The 18,417-nt window shown below is 38.3% G+C and carries 20 protein-coding genes and 1 tRNA gene; 19 read left to right on the top strand and 2 right to left on the bottom strand.

Annotated features, from left to right (window positions below; translation table 11 throughout):
* Window positions 1-340: 340 nt before the first annotated feature.
* The 15 genes from COD11_RS15825 (at window position 341) to COD11_RS15755 (ending at window position 13,695) form a co-directional block, all read left to right on the top strand.
* Window positions 341-1,507, top strand: a complete 1,167-nt coding sequence (locus COD11_RS15825; RefSeq protein ID WP_442920001.1) for an ATP phosphoribosyltransferase regulatory subunit — start codon at window positions 341-343, stop codon at window positions 1,505-1,507.
* A gap of 1 nt (window position 1,508) precedes the next feature.
* Entirely contained in the window at window positions 1,509-2,138 is a 630-nt protein-coding gene (hisG, locus tag COD11_RS15820; protein WP_098797873.1) for an ATP phosphoribosyltransferase, read from the top strand.
* A 4-nt stretch (window positions 2,139-2,142) separates the two neighbouring features.
* Complete coding sequence (gene hisD, locus COD11_RS15815) at window positions 2,143-3,411, top strand: histidinol dehydrogenase (RefSeq protein WP_098797872.1); 1,269 nt, start codon at window positions 2,143-2,145, stop codon at window positions 3,409-3,411.
* Window positions 3,412-3,426: 15 nt separating this feature from the next.
* Window positions 3,427-4,017: an imidazoleglycerol-phosphate dehydratase HisB gene (gene hisB / locus COD11_RS15810; RefSeq protein WP_098797871.1), complete on the top strand. Its 591-nt coding sequence runs from the start codon at window positions 3,427-3,429 to the stop codon at window positions 4,015-4,017.
* Window positions 4,014-4,649, top strand: coding sequence for an imidazole glycerol phosphate synthase subunit HisH (hisH, locus tag COD11_RS15805; protein WP_176551109.1), 636 nt, complete (start codon window positions 4,014-4,016; stop codon window positions 4,647-4,649). The genes hisB and hisH overlap by 4 nt, the downstream gene beginning before the upstream one ends.
* Complete coding sequence (gene hisA / locus COD11_RS15800; protein ID WP_098797869.1) at window positions 4,646-5,383, top strand: 1-(5-phosphoribosyl)-5-[(5-phosphoribosylamino)methylideneamino]imidazole-4-carboxamide isomerase; 738 nt, start codon at window positions 4,646-4,648, stop codon at window positions 5,381-5,383. Before hisH ends, hisA begins: the two co-directional genes overlap by 4 nt.
* Window positions 5,380-6,138, top strand: coding sequence for an imidazole glycerol phosphate synthase subunit HisF (gene hisF / locus COD11_RS15795; RefSeq protein ID WP_098797868.1), 759 nt, complete (start codon window positions 5,380-5,382; stop codon window positions 6,136-6,138). Before hisA ends, hisF begins: the two co-directional genes overlap by 4 nt.
* Window positions 6,135-6,755 (top strand): bifunctional phosphoribosyl-AMP cyclohydrolase/phosphoribosyl-ATP diphosphatase HisIE, encoded by a 621-nt coding sequence (gene hisIE, locus COD11_RS15790; RefSeq protein ID WP_098797867.1) that lies wholly within the window; start codon window positions 6,135-6,137, stop codon window positions 6,753-6,755. Before hisF ends, hisIE begins: the two co-directional genes overlap by 4 nt.
* A 221-nt stretch (window positions 6,756-6,976) precedes the next feature.
* The gene (locus COD11_RS15785) at window positions 6,977-8,425 is read left to right on the top strand and encodes a tetratricopeptide repeat protein (protein ID WP_176551108.1); all 1,449 of its coding nucleotides are present in this window, start codon (window positions 6,977-6,979) and stop codon (window positions 8,423-8,425) included.
* 235 nt (window positions 8,426-8,660) lie between these two features.
* Window positions 8,661-9,611, top strand: coding sequence for a thioredoxin-disulfide reductase (gene trxB, locus COD11_RS15780; RefSeq protein ID WP_098797865.1), 951 nt, complete (start codon window positions 8,661-8,663; stop codon window positions 9,609-9,611).
* Between the two features lie 380 nt (window positions 9,612-9,991).
* The gene (locus COD11_RS15775; RefSeq protein ID WP_098797864.1) at window positions 9,992-10,459 is read left to right on the top strand and encodes an 8-oxo-dGTP diphosphatase; all 468 of its coding nucleotides are present in this window, start codon (window positions 9,992-9,994) and stop codon (window positions 10,457-10,459) included.
* 117 nt (window positions 10,460-10,576) lie between these two features.
* Window positions 10,577-11,455 carry an RNase adapter RapZ gene (gene rapZ / locus COD11_RS15770; RefSeq protein WP_098797874.1) on the top strand — a complete coding sequence of 293 codons (879 nt, stop codon included), beginning with the start codon at window positions 10,577-10,579 and terminating at the stop codon, window positions 11,453-11,455.
* Between the two features lie 2 nt (window positions 11,456-11,457).
* Window positions 11,458-12,417, top strand: a complete 960-nt coding sequence (locus tag COD11_RS15765; protein WP_098797863.1) for a gluconeogenesis factor YvcK family protein — start codon at window positions 11,458-11,460, stop codon at window positions 12,415-12,417.
* 33 nt (window positions 12,418-12,450) lie between these two features.
* Complete coding sequence (gene whiA, locus COD11_RS15760; RefSeq protein WP_098797862.1) at window positions 12,451-13,401, top strand: DNA-binding protein WhiA; 951 nt, start codon at window positions 12,451-12,453, stop codon at window positions 13,399-13,401.
* 36 nt (window positions 13,402-13,437) lie between these two features.
* The gene (locus tag COD11_RS15755; RefSeq protein ID WP_098797861.1) at window positions 13,438-13,695 is read left to right on the top strand and encodes an HPr family phosphocarrier protein; all 258 of its coding nucleotides are present in this window, start codon (window positions 13,438-13,440) and stop codon (window positions 13,693-13,695) included.
* A gap of 842 nt (window positions 13,696-14,537) precedes the next feature.
* On the opposite strand, the gene clpP is transcribed toward COD11_RS15755, so the two are convergent.
* Window positions 14,538-15,131 (bottom strand): ATP-dependent Clp endopeptidase proteolytic subunit ClpP, encoded by a 594-nt coding sequence (gene clpP, locus COD11_RS15750; RefSeq protein WP_098797860.1) that lies wholly within the window; start codon window positions 15,129-15,131, stop codon window positions 14,538-14,540.
* Between the two features lie 377 nt (window positions 15,132-15,508).
* A complete protein-coding gene (locus tag COD11_RS15745) occupies window positions 15,509-15,961 on the bottom strand; it encodes a DUF2269 family protein (protein WP_098797859.1) in 453 nt (150 codons plus the stop codon).
* 171 nt (window positions 15,962-16,132) lie between these two features.
* Between COD11_RS15745 and COD11_RS15740 the strand changes: the two genes are divergently transcribed.
* From COD11_RS15740 to COD11_RS15725, 4 genes are all read left to right on the top strand, one after another.
* A tRNA-Arg gene (locus tag COD11_RS15740) sits at window positions 16,133-16,208 on the top strand.
* Window positions 16,209-16,342: 134 nt separating this feature from the next.
* A complete protein-coding gene (locus COD11_RS15735) occupies window positions 16,343-16,579 on the top strand; it encodes a hypothetical protein (RefSeq protein WP_098797858.1) in 237 nt (78 codons plus the stop codon).
* Window positions 16,580-16,830: 251 nt separating this feature from the next.
* The gene (gene rpoN, locus COD11_RS15730; protein ID WP_098797857.1) at window positions 16,831-18,123 is read left to right on the top strand and encodes an RNA polymerase factor sigma-54; all 1,293 of its coding nucleotides are present in this window, start codon (window positions 16,831-16,833) and stop codon (window positions 18,121-18,123) included.
* A 32-nt stretch (window positions 18,124-18,155) separates the two neighbouring features.
* Complete coding sequence (locus COD11_RS15725) at window positions 18,156-18,389, top strand: glutaredoxin family protein (protein WP_098797856.1); 234 nt, start codon at window positions 18,156-18,158, stop codon at window positions 18,387-18,389.
* Window positions 18,390-18,417: the final 28 nt, after the last annotated feature.

Genomic DNA, 18,417 nt, shown 5'->3' with positions numbered 1-18,417 from the left:
ATGAAGACCAAACCGGGAGTGGCAAGCACGAGAAAAGGTCTTCATAAGCGTATGAAGCCCAAAACAGGTACAGCAATCACGAGAAATAACCTTCATAAAGATAAAGGCCCAATTAATATGCAACACCACAGGCACACCACCACTCTATTAACATTTAATTAAACGTTTGTTTAACTAAAGAAGTCAGAATAGCGCGTGAAATTAAATAGCCTTTTATATCCAAAATAAGCATGATTTCCTTGAAAAAGCTCCTTCACTTTGGTAGTATATTAGCATATTAGCGAGGTAAAGGATTCTGAAAATTAATGATAAGTAAACAATGACGGGGGTACAGACACACATGTTTATGTTTGAAAAACCGCTTGGAATGGTTGATACATTACCAAATTTATATGAAGTAAAGAAGAAGACACGTCGTGCGATGACGAATGAGATAGAAGCATGGGGTTTTGAATTTATTGAAACACCGACTCTTGAATATTACGAAACCGTCGGAGTACAGTCTGCGATATTAGATCAACAGCTTTTTAAATTGCTAGATCAACAAGGTCATACTTTAGTGCTGCGTCCGGATATGACAGCACCAATCGCACGTGTGGCTGCATCGAAATTATTTAATAATCTTTATCCGCAGCGCCTTGCTTACTCTGCAAATGTTTTCCGTGCACAGCAGAACGAAGGTGGCCGCCCGGCTGAGTTTGAACAAGTGGGTGTTGAATTAATTGGTGACGGAACGACAAGCGCAGATGCTGAAGCCATTGCGTTAATGATTTCTGTTTTAAAGAAAGCTGGACTTAAGAACTTTAAAATTGCAATCGGTCATATTGGATATGCTAACGCCTTATTCAAAGAGGTACTTGGCAATCAAGAACGTGCAGACGTGTTAAGACGTTTTCTTTATGAGAAAAATTATGTTGGCTATCGTGAGCATGTGAAGGGCTTGCCATTATCATCAATTGATAAAGAACGTTTATTTACATTACTAAAATTACGTGGTGGGATCGAGAAGGTAGATGAGGCGAAGGAGCTTGTTACCTCTCAAGAAGCACGAAGTTCATTAGAAGAAGTTTCTCAATTATGGAATGCGCTTGAAGCATATCAAGTTACAGACTATTTAAAGCTAGATTTAAATATTGTGAGTCATATGAGCTATTATACGGGTGTTTTATTTGAGGTGTACGCTGACAATGTTGGTTTTATCATCGGAAATGGTGGACGTTATGACCACTTATTCGAGAAATTCAATCGTGCTGCACCAGCAACAGGTTTTGGTCTTCACCTTGATCGATTGATTGAAGCACTTAATGAAACAGAAGAGGCTAAACTTCAATGTGTAATTTATAGTCAAGAACGACGTGTTGAAGCGATTTCGTTTGCAACAGAGCTACGTGAAGATGGCAAACGAGTGGTGATGCAGGATATCACAGGTATTAAAGATGTTGATGCCTATACGAAGAAATTTGAAGAAGTAAGCTATTTTATCGGATCAAGAAAGGAGGAGCTGTAGGATGAGTCAGTTATTAACGATTGCGATGCCAAAGGGAAGAATTTTTGAAGAGGCAGCAGATATGCTTCGTAAAGCAGATTATCAGCTTCCTCCTGAGTTTGATGAATCAAGAAAATTAATTTTAGATGTTCCAAATGAGAATATTCGCTTTATCTTGGCTAAGCCAATGGACGTTGTCACATATGTTGAGCACGGTGTGGCTGACGTTGGAATTGCTGGAAAAGACGTTATGCTTGAGGAAGATCGTGACGTGTATGAGGTGCTGGATCTGAAGATTAGCGAATGCTACTTAGCTGTTGCTGGTCTTCCGAATGCCAAACTATCAGATGTAGCTCCAAAAGTAGCAACAAAATATCCGAAAGTTGCTTCAAGCTATTTCCGTGAGCAAGGTGAGCAGGTTGAAATTATTAAACTAAATGGTTCAATTGAGCTTGCCCCTTTAATTGGCTTGGCTGACCGAATTGTTGACATCGTTTCAACAGGACGAACATTAAAAGAAAATGGCTTAGTGGAGCTTGAGCATATTTGCCATATTACATCACGTCTTATTGTAAATCCGGTGAGCTATCGTATGAAGGATGAACCGATTGATGAGCTAGTGGAACGTTTATCGAAAGTAATTGGAGGATAAGTGAATGAAGATTACTCAAATTACAGACAAAAAGGTATCACTAAGAAGAACGATTGATACGGGAACAGAAGATCAACGTAAAATTGTTCAATCAATTATCGCAACCGTTCGAGAAGAAGGAGATTCAGCTCTTTTTTCTTATACAGAAAAATTCGATCGCGTTAACTTGTCTAACCTTAAAGTAACCGAAGAGGAATTTACAGCTGCATACGAAACACTTGATGAAGAATTAGTTGAGATTATCCGTGAAGCAGCAGCTAATATTCGTGTATTTCATGAAAAGCAAAAAAGAGAATCTTGGATCAGCTATGATGATAACGGCACGATGCTTGGACAAAAAATTACAGCTTTAGATGCAGTAGGTGTGTATGTACCAGGTGGGACAGCAGCCTATCCATCTTCAGTTTTAATGAATGTCATTCCGGCCCAAGTCGCAGGGGTGAAAAGAATAGTCATCACTTCTCCTCCAAATGAGCAAGGAACACTACCGGCAGGTGTTTTAGTTGCGGCGAAGGAGCTTGGCATTTCTGAAATATATAAAGTTGGCGGCGCTCAAGCAATTGCTGCGTTAGCGTATGGAACGGAAACGATTGCGGCAGTTGATAAGATTATGGGTCCTGGTAATATTTTTGTTGCCCTTGCGAAGCGTGAAGTGTTCGGCATTGTTGATATCGACATGATTGCAGGTCCAAGTGAAATTGTGGTACTAGCAGATGAAACAGCTAAACCAAACGAAATTGCAGCAGATCTCCTGTCACAGGCTGAGCATGATAAAAATTCATCTAGTATTCTTGTCACAACATCAATGAAACAGGCTGAAGAAGTGAAAGCGGAAGTGGAAAAGCAAGTAGAAACGCTCCCTAGAAAAGAGATTGCAAAGGCATCTGTTGAAGCATACGGTCACATTTATGTTGCGGATGATTTGGAAACAGCAATTGCGGTTGTTAATGAGCTAGCTCCTGAGCATCTTGAGGTGTTAACGGAAAATCCATTGGGGAGCTTAAATGATATCCGTCACGCTGGAGCCATTTTCCTTGGAAGATATAGCTCTGAGCCAGTCGGTGACTATTTCGCAGGTCCTAACCATGTGTTGCCAACGAATGGTACGGCACGTTTTTCAAGTCCATTAAATGTTGATGATTTTATGAAAAAATCCAGCATTATTTCTTATAGTGAAAAAGCATTTTTAAATAACTATTCAAAAGTTGCAAAGCTTGCACGCTTAGAAGGTTTAGAAGCACATGCACGCGCAATGGAAGAACGACTTAAATAAGGAGGAGAAATGAATATGACAAGAACAGCATCGATTGAACGTCAAACGAAAGAAACGCAAATTTCACTGTCTTTTAATATAGATGGAACAGGTCAATCATCTCTTAAAACAGATGTGCCATTCATGGATCATATGCTTGATCTTTTTACAAAGCACGGGCAATTTGATTTAACGGTAAATGCAAATGGAGATGTTGAAATCGACGATCACCACACAACAGAAGATATCGGCATTTGCCTTGGAAACGCATTGCGTGAGGCATTAGGCGATAAACGTGGCATTAAACGTTACGGAAATGCATTTGTTCCGATGGATGAGGCGTTAGCACAAGTTGTAGTTGACTTGAGTAACCGTCCACATCTTGAGTTTCGCGCTGAACTGCCAAGTCCTAAAGTCGGCACATTCGATACAGAGAATGTTCATGAATTTTTATGGAAGCTGGCTCTTGAGGCACGCATGAATTTACATGTGATTGTTCACTACGGTCATAATACACACCACATTATTGAAGCGATTTTTAAAGCATTAGCAAGAGCATTGGATGAGGCAACAAGTATTGACCCGCGTATGGAAGGGGTACTTCCTTCAACGAAAGGGATGTTATAAGCATGATCGCGATTATTGATTATGGAATGGGTAATTTATACAGCGTAAGTAAAGCGTTAGAGCGTATGAATGCTGACTATATTCTTTCAAGTGATGAAAAGGAACTGGCTAAAGCTGACGGCTACATTTTACCTGGAGTAGGTTCTTTTAAAGATGCAATGTCCATTTTAGACGAAACAGGCTTAACAAGCTTTATTCAAAAAGTTGTAGAAGAAGGCAAACCTTTGTTAGGTATTTGCTTGGGGATGCAGTTGCTTTTTGAGGAAAGTATTGAGAACGGGGAAGCGAAGGGGCTTGCTTTCTTACCTGGTAAAGTTATTAGAATACCTGAGTTAGCAGGCGGTGAGCAACTTAAAGTGCCACATATGGGCTGGAACAACTTAAATATGAAAAATGACAGCCCGTTACTTGCAGGTCTTTCCAGTGGTTATGCTTATTTTGTTCATTCTTATTATGTGGATGCAGCAGATCAAGATACATTGTTAGCCACGGCAAGCTATGGGGTAGAGGTCCCAGCTGTTGTTGGACGTGATAATGTGTATGGGACACAATTCCACCCGGAAAAAAGCAGTGAACTGGGATTAGCCATTTTAGAAAATTACATCAGCATTGTGGAGGGAGAAAAACGATGAGCCAATTTATTATTTATCCGGCAATTGATATGCGCGGCGGCAAATGCGTGCGATTGCTTCAAGGTGATTATAACAAGGAAACGGTGTACGGTGACTCTCCTTTTGATATGGCGAAGACGTTTGATGACCAAGGAGCAAGCTGGATTCATATGGTAGATTTAGATGGAGCGAAAGCAGGTAAGCTTGTAAACCATCAGCATGTCATTGATGCAGCTACGAAACTATCAGCTAAAATTCAAATTGGTGGTGGCATTCGTACGGAGGAAGATGTAGAGTTCTACCTTTCAAACGGAGTTGGCCGAGTGATTTTAGGTAGTGCAGCAATTTCTAATCCTGATTTTGTGAAAAAAATGCTAGCTACATATGGAGAAAAAATCGCAATTGGTATTGATGCGAAAGATGGTTATGTGTCAACAGAGGGCTGGTTGAATACATCAAATGTGAAAGCAACAGATCTTGGAAAAGAGCTTGCTGCTGCAGGTGCCGAGGTGTTTATTTTTACAGATATCGCAACAGACGGAATGCTTTCTGGACCTAATGTGGATGCGGTCGTTGAAATGGCAAAAGCAACAGGAAAAGAAGTAATTGCTTCTGGTGGGGTAAGCTCATTAAAAGATTTAGAGACTCTTGCTGAATATCAGCAAGAAGGTGTTGCGGGAGCGATTGTAGGAAAGGCGCTATACACAAATCAATTTTCTCTTACTGATGCTTTAAAGGTAGGAAAAACATCATGATTACAAAACGAATCATACCATGCTTAGATGTAAAAGAAGGACGAGTTGTAAAAGGAATTCAGTTTTTAGGACTAAGAGACGCAGGTGACCCAGTTGAGCTTGCCAAGTTTTATGACCAAGAAGGTGCAGATGAGCTTGTTTTTTTGGACATTTCAGCTTCACATGAAGGCCGAAAAACAATGGTTGATGTTGTAGAACAGGTTGCTGCTCAGCTAGCGATTCCTTTTACAGTTGGAGGAGGAATTAACTCACTCGAAGATATGAAAAGAATTCTTCGTGCAGGTGCCGATAAGGTTTCCTTAAACACAGCGGCTTTAGTAAATCCGGAGCTTATTACAGAGGGAGCTGGCTTCTTTGGCTCTCAGTGTATCGTTGTCGCAATTGATGCGAAATATGATGAAGAATTAGGCAGCTGGAGAGTGTTTACTCATGGTGGCCGAAATGCAACTGAATGGGAAGTTGTGGACTGGGCAAAGGAAGCTGTGAAACGTGGTGCCGGGGAAATTCTCCTCACAAGCATGGATAGTGATGGAGAAAAAAGCGGCTTTAATATCGCCCTAAATAAAGCGGTTAGTGAAGCGGTCACTGTTCCAGTTATTGCGTCAGGTGGAGCTGGAAATGCTGAGCACTTTTTACATGCTTTTCAAGAAGGAAAAGCAGATGCTGCTCTAGCTGCTTCGATTTTTCATTACAAAGAAACATCGGTTAAAGAAGTAAAAGCATATTTAGATCAACAGGGGGTGAATGTACGATGAACGTTAAATTTGACCAAAATGGCTTGGTTCCGGCAATCGTACAAGATGCAGCGAGTAAAGAAGTGTTAACGCTAGCTTATATGAATGAAGAATCGTTACAAAAAACGTTGGATACGAAGGAAACTTGGTTTTACAGCCGTTCTAGACAAGAACTTTGGCACAAAGGTGCAACGTCTGGGAATACACAAAAAGTGGTTGAAATGAGATATGATTGTGATCAAGATGCAATTCTTGTTCTTGTTCAGCCTCAAGGTCCAGCATGTCATACAGGTGCATATACATGCTTTAGTGAAACCATTGAGAAACAAGAAGTAACACCAGCACAAGATCGTTTCCAGATTTTAAATACATTAGAGAAATTAATTGCTGAACGTGAAAGTGAGCTTCCAGAAGGTTCGTATACAACTTACTTATTCACTGAAGGTGTAGATAAAATTTTGAAGAAGGTTGGAGAAGAAGCAGGGGAAGTCATTATTGCTTCTAAAAACCGTGACCATGACGAGTTGAAATGGGAAGTGGCTGATTTGGTATTTCACTTAATGGTTTTATTGCGAGAGCAGAAATTACCTCTAGATGATGTGTTAAAGGTTTTAGAGGAGAGACATGCTTCAAAATAGGCTGATGAAGGCAATCGTTTATAAGGGCGATTGCCTTTATGTTGTTACAAAAAGAATATTACACTAACTTCTGCATATAATGATATGTCTTTTTGAAAAATCCAACGTTTTATGAAGCCATGTTGTTGAGATATCTCTATGTGCATCGAAATATCTACTATTTTGATGAAGAATCTTGTGGTATACTTACGTACGGGAATTTAATGAAATGGAGGATCTCAGTGGGAAGACAATTGAGCAAACAACAAAAAAGAGCACAGGTTGTCCCGTTTCTCCAAGATGGACAATATTACTATAATAAGGGCCTCAAGGCTTACCGTGAATATAACTATCAAAAGGCAAGTAAATATTTACAGAAGAGCATTGAGTTAGATCCGAATGACTCAATGAAGCTGTCACAGCTAGCAGCCATCTATACAGATATGGGGAAATACAGCCAATCAAATGAATTGCTTTCACACATACTTGAAGAGCTTGATCAGGATATGACGGAATGTCATTATTTAATGGCAAATAATTACGCACATCTTGGACTGTTTCAGGAAGCCTACAAGTGTGCGACTGAATATGCAAATAAAGAGCCATATGGTGAGTTTACTGAAGAAAATGAAGATCTTATTGATCTTTTAACGATGGAAGATGATGATGAAGAGCCATTTTTAAAAGATCCTGATGATTTAATTTTAAAACAGGATGCGGCCAAATCACTACTTGAAACAAGTCAGTTTGAAGAAGCGATTTTACTTCTTGAGGAAATTGTTGCTGAATACCCTGAATTTTGGTCGGCACACAACAACTTATCTTTAGCCTATTTTTATGTCGGAGAAGTGGAAAAAGCCAAAGAGTACCTGCAAACTGTCCTTGAACGGAATCCAGGCAATTTACATGCTTATTGTAATCTTTTAGTATTCTATTATTATGAACGCCAGGATGACAAGGTTGAGGAGCTTGCAAATACTCTATCGACTGTACACCCGCTTTTATTCGAACATCGCTATAAATTGGGGGCAACATTTGCTTTAGTTGGCTATTATCCTTTAGCATACAAATGGCTTCGTTCACTACACAAGCAAGGCTACGAAGGTGATGAAGTATTCTACTATTGGCTATCATATGCAGCTTATTTTACAGGAAATGTATCATTCTCTGAGCAAATGTGGGAGCGAGTATTAAAGGAAAATAAAGATAAAGCAGGCTCAGAGCCGTGGAATTTGAACGCAGATTCAAATCAGCGAGTGAGCAATATGACACTAGAAGAGCGCCTATACGCAATTTTCTTGGCCATACAAACAAAAAATCTCGATCAACTACATGAATATCAATCATCAGCTGTCCCACAATCACAGCTTGAAAAGGAATTCATCAAACTAGCTTTATCTAAACATTTTGATTCATATGATCAGGTTTCGTCTCTCTATCAAATAGCAGAGTCTTTATTCGTTCATTCCGAGCATGATGAATTATTTTTGTTCTCATTCCGTATTTTAATGAAAGCTTATAAACAAAATTACTCGCTAAAAAACTATCAAGGCTGGGCTGCTGCTCTGGACTATGTATGGAGAAGCCAAGCGAACCAGTCAATTACACAAACTGTTATTGCTTCTGAGTATGGCACATCGGTCTCGTCTGTAGGAAAGTATGTAAAGCTTGTGAAAAGTATTTTAGCTTAATGATAAAACCTGCCCGAGAGAGGGCGGGTTTTTTGTTGGGAATGTATCGAATCATGTTCATGAAAATCAATACATTCCCTTGGGGCTCCACAAATGAGCAAAAATATGGCATGATTTCACTATATTTTATACGATGTCTATAAGGCAAAATGATGAAGACGGTAGTAAAAGGGTGTATGTGTCTTCTCGTATTGGCAGATAATCAAAGTAAAGGTCATTTTAAGGAGTGAACAACGTGTCAGAAGAAAAAATTTATGACGTTATCATTGCAGGAGCAGGTCCCGCTGGAATGACAGCTGCTGTTTATACGTCTCGTGCGAATTTATCAACGTTAATGATTGAGCGTGGAATACCGGGAGGCCAGATGGCAAATACAGAGGAAGTTGAAAACTATCCGGGCTTTGATCATATATTAGGACCTGAATTATCAACAAAAATGTTTGATCATGCAAAAAAATTTGGTGCTGAATATGCGTACGGTGATATACAGGAAATTATTGATGGTGAAGAATACAAAACAGTAAAAGCTGGGAAAAAAGAATATAAAACAAGAAGCATCATTATTGCAACAGGTGCAGAATACAAGAAAATCGGTGTTCCTGGAGAAAAAGAATTAGGTGGACGTGGCGTATCTTATTGCGCAGTTTGTGATGGTGCTTTCTTTAAAGGAAAAGAATTAGTTGTTGTTGGTGGCGGTGATTCAGCAGTAGAAGAGGGTGTTTATTTAACTCGATTCGCTTCAAAGGTTACAATTGTTCACCGTCGTGATGAATTAAGAGCGCAAAAAATTCTTCAGCAACGTGCATTTGATAATGAAAAGATTGACTTTATCTGGAATCATACAGTAAAAGAAATTCATGATGTAGACGGCAAGGTTGGCAAAGTGACCTTAGTGAACACACAAAATGGAGAAGAGCAAGAATTCAAAACAGATGGTGTGTTCATCTATATCGGAATGGTTCCACTATCAAAGCCGTTTGAAAGCCTTGGGATTACGAATGATATGGGCTATATTGAAACAAATGACCGTATGGAAACAAGAGTTGAGGGAATTTTTGCAGCTGGAGATATCCGTGAAAAAATGCTTCGTCAAATTGTGACAGCTACAGGTGACGGTAGTATTGCGGCTCAAAGTGCTCAACACTATGTAGAAGAACTTGTTGAAAAGCTTAAAGTAAGTAAATAATTATTTCAAACGTAAAAGAATGTCGAATGGCGGTTAACAATTTCGTAATTGTGTTTTAACTCTCCTGTAACATGAGTGAAACAATTATGAGGTACTATATAAATAGTAATTGACCCCCTTTTATAAATAGACTTAATTTCGAGCATGGGCGCCCTTTCCCGTGCTCCCTTTTTTTGTTCTTCAACCTGTTTTTATTTCTTTTTAAAAAAATGAAACAGATTTCCATCTTATCCGTATATACATATAGTAAATTCCTCTTTTTTTACCAATTGAAAAGCTAATCGTGTTCGTTGTATAGATTATTTGAACATAGTATAATAAACAAAAGTAAAGTACGAGATAAAATGAGGAAAAATTCCAATGTCATGTGAATAATAGAGGTGAAGAATTTGCAAAGAGTAACCAACTGCGTCTTAATGGAAGGAAACAAGGTTCTTCTCCTACAAAAGCCTAGAAGAGGTTGGTGGGTAGCTCCCGGTGGGAAAATGGAACTGGGGGAATCTGTAAAGGATACTGTCACACGTGAATATAGGGAAGAAACAGGAATCTATATAAAAAACCCTCAATTAAAAGGTATTTTTACGTTCATCATACAAGACGGAAAAGATATTGTTTCAGAATGGATGATGTTTACCTTCTTAGCGACTGATTATCAAGGAACGAATGTAGGAGAATCAGAAGAAGGAACAATTAAATGGCATGATAAAGAAGCGGTTCAGGAGTTACCGATGGCACCTGGAGACCACCACATCCTGGATTATGTGATGAAAGGTACAGGAATGCTTTACGGGACCTTTACATATACTCCAGATTTTGAACTACTATCTTATCGTTTGGATCCACAATAAACCGGCATATTTGCTTACAAAATTTACAAAGAATGAATGAAATTATGATACGTTACATGTAGCAGGAGAAATGAGAGGAGGAGAGATGGAATGACTGTCGAGCAAAACGAGCAACAGATGTTACAGCAAGATGTGCAGATGGTAATTATTACTGGCATGTCTGGCGCAGGAAAAACAGTTGCTATTCAAAGTTTTGAAGACTTAGGTTACTTCTGTGTGGACAACTTGCCGCCAACCCTATTACCAAAGTTTTTGGAGTTAATGAAAGAATCAGGCTCTAAAATGAATAAAGTCGCATTAGTTATGGATCTTCGTGGAAGAGAGTTTTTCGATAGTTTATTTAAAGCACTTGATGATCTACCGGAAAACTCATGGGTAACACCCCATATTTTATTCCTTGATGCGAAAGACTCTACTCTTGTCACAAGATATAAGGAAACAAGGCGCTCACATCCGTTAGCTTCTAAAGGTCTTCCATTAGAAGGGATTGGCTTAGAGCGAGAACTGTTAGAAGAGATGAAGGGTAGAGCACAATTAATCTATGATACATCAGATTTAAAGCCAAGAGAGTTACGTGAAAAAATCCTTAAGCAATTTTCTTCAAGTGTTCAACACACGTTTACCGTGAATGTAACATCATTTGGATTTAAATATGGAATCCCAATCGATGCTGATCTTGTCTTTGATGTTCGTTTCTTACCAAATCCTCATTATATAGAGCATATGAGGCCAAAAACGGGCTTGCAGGAAGAGGTTTCTTCATACGTGTTAAAGTGGAATGAAACACAAAAGTTTCTTGAAAAGCTTATAGATTTGCTCACATTCATACTGCCTTATTATAAACGTGAAGGAAAAAGTCAAATTGTTATTGCGATTGGTTGTACAGGAGGTCAACATCGCTCAGTAACACTCGCTGAATATCTTGTAAAGCATTTTCACCAAGACTATCATACTCAAGTCTCACACCGAGATATTGAGAAGAGAAAGAATCACTAAGGATGACAGAACATTTGCCTAAAGTTGTGATTATCGGGGGCGGTACAGGGTTATCCGTTTTATTAAGAGGGTTAAAGCACTTTCCTGTTGATATTACGGCCATTGTGACTGTTGCTGATGATGGCGGGAGCTCGGGCAGGCTCCGAAATGAGTTAAATATTCCACCTCCTGGAGATATCCGAAATGTATTAGCTGCTTTATCTGATGTTGAACCACTCGTTGAAGAGCTATTTCAACATCGCTTCAATAAAGGGAATAATCTCATTGGCCATTCCTTAGGGAATCTCATTTTAGCTGCTATGACGAACATTACTGGTGATTTTGTTCATGCAATTAAAGAAATGAGTACTGTCTTAAATGTACGAGGAAAAGTTTTACCAGCTGCTAATTCTAGTGTTGTGTTAAACGCAGAAATGGAAGATGGTACAATTGTATCAGGAGAATCAAAAATTCCTTTCTCAGGTAAAAGAATTAAAAAGGTGTTTTTGAGCCCTACCGAAATTGAGCCTCTTCCTGAAACAATTGATGTGATCAGAGAAGCTGATTTAATTGTCATTGGTCCAGGTAGCTTGTACACAAGTATCTTACCGAATCTCCTTGTACCGAAAATAGGAGAAGAAGTATGCAAAGCAAAAGCGAAAAAGGTATACATCTGTAATGTGATGACACAGGCAGGAGAAACACTAAATTATTCTGCAAGTGACCATGTGAAAGCATTGTATGAGCATATGAATGAATCATTTATTGATACCATTCTCGTAAATGAAGAAGAAATACCTGAGAACATAAAGTCATTATATGAAGAGGAGCTTGCGAAGCCTGTTCATTATGATATTGAAAGGTTAAAATCACTGGGTCTTGAAGTGATAACAGACAATATTGTTTGTTATGAGAATAGTGTCATTCGACATGACACAAATAAAGTTGCAAAGCTATTATATGGAATTCTTCAAGAAGACTAACACGGGTTCCAGGTAAAGAATGGGGGTGCAGAGTTGTCATTTGCATCTGAAACGAAAAAAGAATTAACGAATCTAGAACTAAAACCATGCTGCTTACGAGCTGAGTTATCAGCTTTAATTCGAATGAATGGATCGCTGTCATTTTCAAACAAAATGCTGGTTTTAGATATTCAAACAGAAAATGCAGCGATTGCCAGAAGAATTTATACTTTGTTAAAAAAGCAATATCAAGTATCAGTTGAGCTTCTTGTTCGAAAGAAAATGCGTTTGAAGAAAAACAATGTTTATATTGTAAGACTTGTTGAAGAAGCCAAGTCGATATTAGAAGATCTTGACATCTTAGATGAAGGATTTACCTTCTATCATAGAATTTCTGAAGATCTTGTGAAAAAGAAATGTTGCAAACGCTCTTATATAAGAGGTGCATTTCTTGCTGGAGGCTCCGTTAATAACCCGGAAACCTCATCCTATCACCTTGAAATTTTCTCACTATATAAAGAGCATAACGATTCTCTTTGTGAGTTAATGAATACATTTGATTTGAATAGCAAAACGTTAGAGCGTAAAAAAGGCTTTATCACGTATTTAAAAGAAGCAGAAAAAATCACAGAGTTTTTAAATGTCATTGGTGCCCATCAAGCACTGCTTCGATTTGAAGATGTCCGCATTGTTCGAGACATGAGAAACTCGGTGAATCGTCTGGTGAACTGTGAAACAGCCAATCTTAACAAAACAATTGGTGCCGCACTCAGACAGGTAGAGAATATTCGCTTTATTGATGATAAAATAGGCTTAGATGCTTTACCGGATAAACTAAGGGAAATCGCCAAGCTTAGAGTCGAATATCAAGATGTCACGTTAAAAGAGCTAGGTGAAATGGTATCAAGTGGTACCATCAGCAAATCGGGTATCAATCATCGACTACGTAAGCTAGATCAAATAGCTGAGCAATTAAGAACTGGTCAACCGTTTTCACTAAAATAAAAATAAAAAATTTAAAGAAGAGAAGAGGAGATTACTATGGTTGAAAAGCAAGTAGAAGTAAATCTTAAAACAGGTTTACAAGCACGTCCAGCTGCATTATTTGTTCAAGAAGCAAATCGTTTTGCATCTGATGTGTTTTTAGAAAAAGACGGCAAAAAAGTAAACGCAAAAAGTATTATGGGACTCATGAGCTTAGCGGTTAGCACTGGTGCAGTTATTAATTTAATTGCAGAGGGGAACGACGAGCAAGAGGCTGTTGAAGCTTTAGCGAAGTTTGTGCAACAAGAAGGGTAATTTGTTAGAAGAAGCAGACATTGATTATAATGTCTGCTTTTTTTTTATGTTTTTGGGGGAAGTGTGGGAGTACTGTCTCGATAGTGTGAGAATCGGGACAATCATAGGGGAGGAAAGGGAAGATGTGTCTCGATAGTGCGGGAATCGGACACAAATCGTGGAGGGAAGAGAAGGTGTGTCTCGATTGTGCAGGAATCGGGACACAAATAGGATAGGGAAGAGAAGATGTGTCTCGATAGTGCGGGAATCGGGACACAAATCGGGCAGGGAAGAGAAGATGTGTCTCGATAGTGCGGGAATCGGGACACGAATAGGGGAGGAAATAGGAATTGTGTCTCGATAGTGATGGAATCGGGACACAAATGGGAGAGAGAAGAGAGGATGTGTCTGGATAGTGCGGGAATCGGGACACAAATAGGATAGGGAAGAGAAGATGTGTCTGGATAGTGCGGGAATCGGGACACAAATCGGGCAGGAAAGAGATGATGTGTCTCAATAGTGCGAGAATCGGGACAAACAAAGGGGAGGAAAGAGAAGATGTGTCTCGATAGTGCGAGAATCGGGACACAAATAGGATAGGGAAGAGAAGATGTGTCTCGATAGTGCGACAATCGGGACAAACCCAGGGTAGGAAAGAGCACTTATGTCTCGATAGTACGAGAATCAGGACAAGACTAAACCAGGAAAGAGAAGATGTGACTCAATTACAAGAAAGAGCAACTGATCACATAAGACATAAGCTCCATCTCCTACCTCCGTGACTCAGTGCTTATATGCCCTCAATCTAAAACAAAAAAGCCCCAATCACTATCAAATCGGATTGGGACCTACTTCATCTAATCTTATTTACTTAACGTATTACGATCTAACACTTTGTCAATTAAACCATATTCTAACGCACGATCAGCAGTCATGAAGTTGTCACGCTCTGTATCGCGTTCGATAACCTCTAGATCTTGACCTGTACGATCAGAAAGAATTCTGTTTAATTTGTCACGTAAGAATAAGATACGTTTTGCAGCAATTTCAATTTCCGTTGCTTGACCTTGTGCGCCACCAAGTGGTTGGTGAATCATCACTTCACTGTTTGGAAGAGCATAACGTTTACCTTTTTCACCAGCTGCAAGTAAGAATGCACCCATTGAAGCAGCCATACCAATACAAATCGTTGATACTTGTGGTTTAATGAATTGCATTGTATCGTAGATTGCCATACCTGCTGTGATGGATCCACCAGGGCTGTTGATGTAAATTGAGATATCTTTTTCTGGATCTTCAGCTTCTAAAAACAGTAGCTGTGATACAATTGAATTTGCAACATTATCGTCGATGCCGCTTCCAAGCATAATGATACGGTCCTTTAAAAGACGTGAGTAAATGTCATAAGCACGCTCACCACGGTTTGTTTGTTCAATAACTGTAGGGATTAAATTCATTTCATATTCCTCCTTTATTTTAAGAAAGATTAGGTTTGTTCTAAAGGGTATAAGGTTTAATATGTAATCCTTTAGAACTTCACACATAAAACATGTTTTGAAATAGGTAAATCTTATGTATCTCCATCATACAACTATGGTCAATAAAGGTCAAACGAAAAGACCAATGCTTTACGATGAATTTTTAATTGCCATCATTGATGTCTATACTATACTATGTATGCGGTCACGATAACATGTAATCATGTTTCCCACATTTGTTGTTTTTCAAACTGAGTGAATACTTTTTTCGATACTTAATAGATCTTCTAAAATTGTGAATTTAACGGAATCATAAAAAAGACAGACCACAAAAGGCCTGCCGAAAACAAAAACGATTAAAATGGTTTCACGGTCATTAAAACAATTAAAATAACCGCTGATGCATGTAAAACATTATTAAATGGAATGAGCTGTTTTGCCAGTTTTGTATACTCTTCTGGTAACTCCTCACCTTCATGGTTTTCAAGCGACTTTAATTGTTGCTTTTCTTTTTTAGGGAGAATTCCAGCTGTGATTGGTTGAACAGCTATGTAAATAACAAGAGAAGCTATGTACCAAACTTCTTTAAAAAGATAAGGATTGATGATGGCCATAATAATTCCTGTAAGTAATAATGTGATGCTTCCCACCTTTGCGAACTTTTCAATGCCTTTAGAAACCTTATGAGCAAACTGAGCTTGTGATACAGTTTTTACATTGCTCATTAATACTGGCATACCAAATGTAGCCCCAAGCCCTACAACAGCCGCAACAAGATGGATAATCAATAAAAATGTGTAAATAGTCATGCTTTTTCTCCTCCTTTTTTACTACACCCTAAATTATACCTAAAATGTATAAAATTAGAACAACATTTTGTGAATTGATTTTTTGATTTTGTGTTGGAAATAATCACAGAAAAAGGCAGTTGAAATTAAGTTAAAGTTCCCGTATAATTTTCCATACTGATATATTAATGTGCGCTCGTAGCTCAGTCGGATAGAGCGGTGGTTTCCGGTACCACGTCTGCCGGGGGTTCGAATCCCTCCGAGCGCGTCACATGAAAGAAGCCTCCTGAATACGATATTTCAGGAGGCTTCTTTCGTTATGCCAACTATAAACTTTAAATTTTTACAAGCATGTATATCGTTTCCACCACTGACTGATAATGTAGTCGAGGAGGTGTGAGTATGTACGATGACCTATATGTAATAAACGGAAAAGCAGCCATTTTATCTTCTCTAATAAACGGTAATATTCCTACTGCCGAAGAGTGCAATTTAACCTCAGAAGATTTCGAAAAAATATGTGAAGAGATGTATGAAGAAGGGTTAATCCAGCGTACAAACCTTGGCAACGTGGTAAACGCAGAGGTATCAAATAAAGGTATTCACTTCTTTGATAATATCGCAAATTCACTAGAATAAGACTTTTCCCATTATAGATCGTTAGAAATTGTCAGGTTTGGGCTATTACCTTAAGCGCCAAACCTGACAAAAAAACGTATGATTTTATAATCCCGACATACTATGTAAAGACCAACAGTATGCTGTGAGGAATCGTTTTTTATTTCCAGTTTAATAAAAGTACTTGTCATAGAGACTACAATATTAGTAAAATAAACTGTAAGCGCTTACTCTTTGAAGGCATAGTGTAGAATGTGTTAGGGGGATTTTTAATGAGAATAGAGTTAGTGCAACATCAAGCCTTAAAACTAAATATGACTCAAGAATTGCAACAAGCCATTTCGTTATTGCAGTATTCCTCAGATGATCTTCTATCATATGTGCAAGAACTTACAATGGAAAATCCACTTATTGAAGTAAGAGAAAACGATCGTTCTCCATTTCGTCAGAAACCATCATCTTCTACTAAACAATCCTTTATAGAGAATACATTAAGAGAAAAAACAAGTTTACGAGAGCATTTGCGTCAACAGCTGATCGATTTTTCCTTAAATAAAAACGATCGTGCTTGCCTTGAGCTGTTAATTCAGGCAATTGGTTCAAATGGATATGTAAAGGACTCCCTTACAGATTTGTCTAGTGTGTTGGGTGTTAGTGAGGAGTTACTGGAGAGTAAACTATATTTCTTACAAAGCCTTGAGCCTGCAGGTATTGGTGCCCGTTCACTACAAGAATGTATTTTATTACAGTTAAGGCGTCTGCCTATTCGCAATGAGTTAGCTGAAATAATGATCTCTGAGCACTTTCGTTCATTTGCCGAGAAGTCTTGGAGAGATTTGTCAAAAAAGTTAAATATTAAGATTAGTAAGATACAAGAGATACATGATCTGGTTAAGCAGTTAGAACCGCGTCCAGGCTTAAAGTATGAGTCAGATGACTGCACATATGTAAAGCCCGATATGACAATTAAGCAGATTAATGGAGAGTGGCGAATACTTTATAATGATGAATTAATTCCCCAGCTACTCATAAGCAAGCCAATCGAATGCAGTGGTCCCTTTTCACTGGATGAAGAAGCTCAAAGCTATTATTCCAAAAAATTAACACAAGGAAAATGGTTGCAAAGAGCGATTGAGCAGCGAAAAGAAACGATGATTAATGTAATGAAAGTGATCATTCAAAAGCAACAAGATTTTTTTATTCATGGGAAAAGTCATTTAAAACCCTTAACATTAAAGGAAGTTGCTGATATTTTAGATATTCATGAATCAACAGTTAGTCGGACGGTGAAGGATAAGTTCATTCAAACTCCACATGGCTTAGTGATGATGAAAACATTTTTTACGAACAAGGTAGCTGAAGAAAATGGAGATATCTCCTCAGCTTCAGTGAAAATGAAGCTGAAAAAATTAATAGATTCAGAGAACAAGAAAAAACCTCTTTCAGACCAAAAAATAGCCAATGAGTTAAAAACCTTGTATGATATTAGTATTTCAAGGAGAACCGTAACAAAATATAGAGAGCAATTAAATATTCCAACATCAGCAATAAGAAAAGAGTATTAATACCAATTATCGAAATGGAAGTGCAGCAGTAAATGAAGAAAATAACCTTTTATTCAAAAGAGAACTGTTCATTATGTGAGAAAGGGTTAACGATCATACATGAACTAAAAAAAGAATTGGATTTTCACTATGAAGTGGTGGATATTTACAAAGATGATGTACTGCTGGAAAAGTTCCAAATCATGATTCCAGTGGTGGAAATAGATAATGAGGTTGTTTCTTATGGTATTTTGGATAAAGATTCCATAAGAAACCGCTTACTTTAAAAAGTCAATAAACATTTCTTGAATATGC

It is taken from the genome of Bacillus sp. AFS040349 (assembly GCF_002577655.1).
Lineage (GTDB): Bacteria > Bacillota > Bacilli > Bacillales > Bacillaceae > Metabacillus.
Note: the sequence above shows the minus strand (reverse complement) of the source record. Positions and strands in the feature narration are given on the sequence as shown.

Bases quoted from the DNA above. Each gene is read 5' to 3' on its own strand.
- COD11_RS15825 (WP_442920001.1), top strand. From the start codon at position 341: ATGTTTATGTTTGAAAAACCGCTTGGAATGGTTGATACATTACCAAAT.
- hisG (WP_098797873.1), top strand. From the start codon at position 1,509: ATGAGTCAGTTATTAACGATTGCGATGCCAAAGGGAAGAATTTTTGAA.
- hisD (WP_098797872.1), top strand. From the start codon at position 2,143: ATGAAGATTACTCAAATTACAGACAAAAAGGTATCACTAAGAAGAACG.
- hisB (WP_098797871.1), top strand. From the start codon at position 3,427: ATGACAAGAACAGCATCGATTGAACGTCAAACGAAAGAAACGCAAATT.
- hisA (WP_098797869.1), top strand. From the start codon at position 4,646: ATGAGCCAATTTATTATTTATCCGGCAATTGATATGCGCGGCGGCAAA.
- hisF (WP_098797868.1), top strand. From the start codon at position 5,380: ATGATTACAAAACGAATCATACCATGCTTAGATGTAAAAGAAGGACGA.
- hisIE (WP_098797867.1), top strand. From the start codon at position 6,135: ATGAACGTTAAATTTGACCAAAATGGCTTGGTTCCGGCAATCGTACAA.
- rapZ (WP_098797874.1), top strand. From the start codon at position 10,577: ATGTTACAGCAAGATGTGCAGATGGTAATTATTACTGGCATGTCTGGC.
- COD11_RS15765 (WP_098797863.1), top strand. From the start codon at position 11,458: ATGACAGAACATTTGCCTAAAGTTGTGATTATCGGGGGCGGTACAGGG.
- COD11_RS15755 (WP_098797861.1), top strand. From the start codon at position 13,438: ATGGTTGAAAAGCAAGTAGAAGTAAATCTTAAAACAGGTTTACAAGCA.
- clpP (WP_098797860.1), bottom strand. From the start codon at position 15,131: ATGAATTTAATCCCTACAGTTATTGAACAAACAAACCGTGGTGAGCGT.
- COD11_RS15745 (WP_098797859.1), bottom strand. From the start codon at position 15,961: ATGACTATTTACACATTTTTATTGATTATCCATCTTGTTGCGGCTGTT.
- COD11_RS15735 (WP_098797858.1), top strand. From the start codon at position 16,343: ATGTACGATGACCTATATGTAATAAACGGAAAAGCAGCCATTTTATCT.
- rpoN (WP_098797857.1), top strand. From the start codon at position 16,831: ATGAGAATAGAGTTAGTGCAACATCAAGCCTTAAAACTAAATATGACT.
- COD11_RS15725 (WP_098797856.1), top strand. From the start codon at position 18,156: ATGAAGAAAATAACCTTTTATTCAAAAGAGAACTGTTCATTATGTGAG.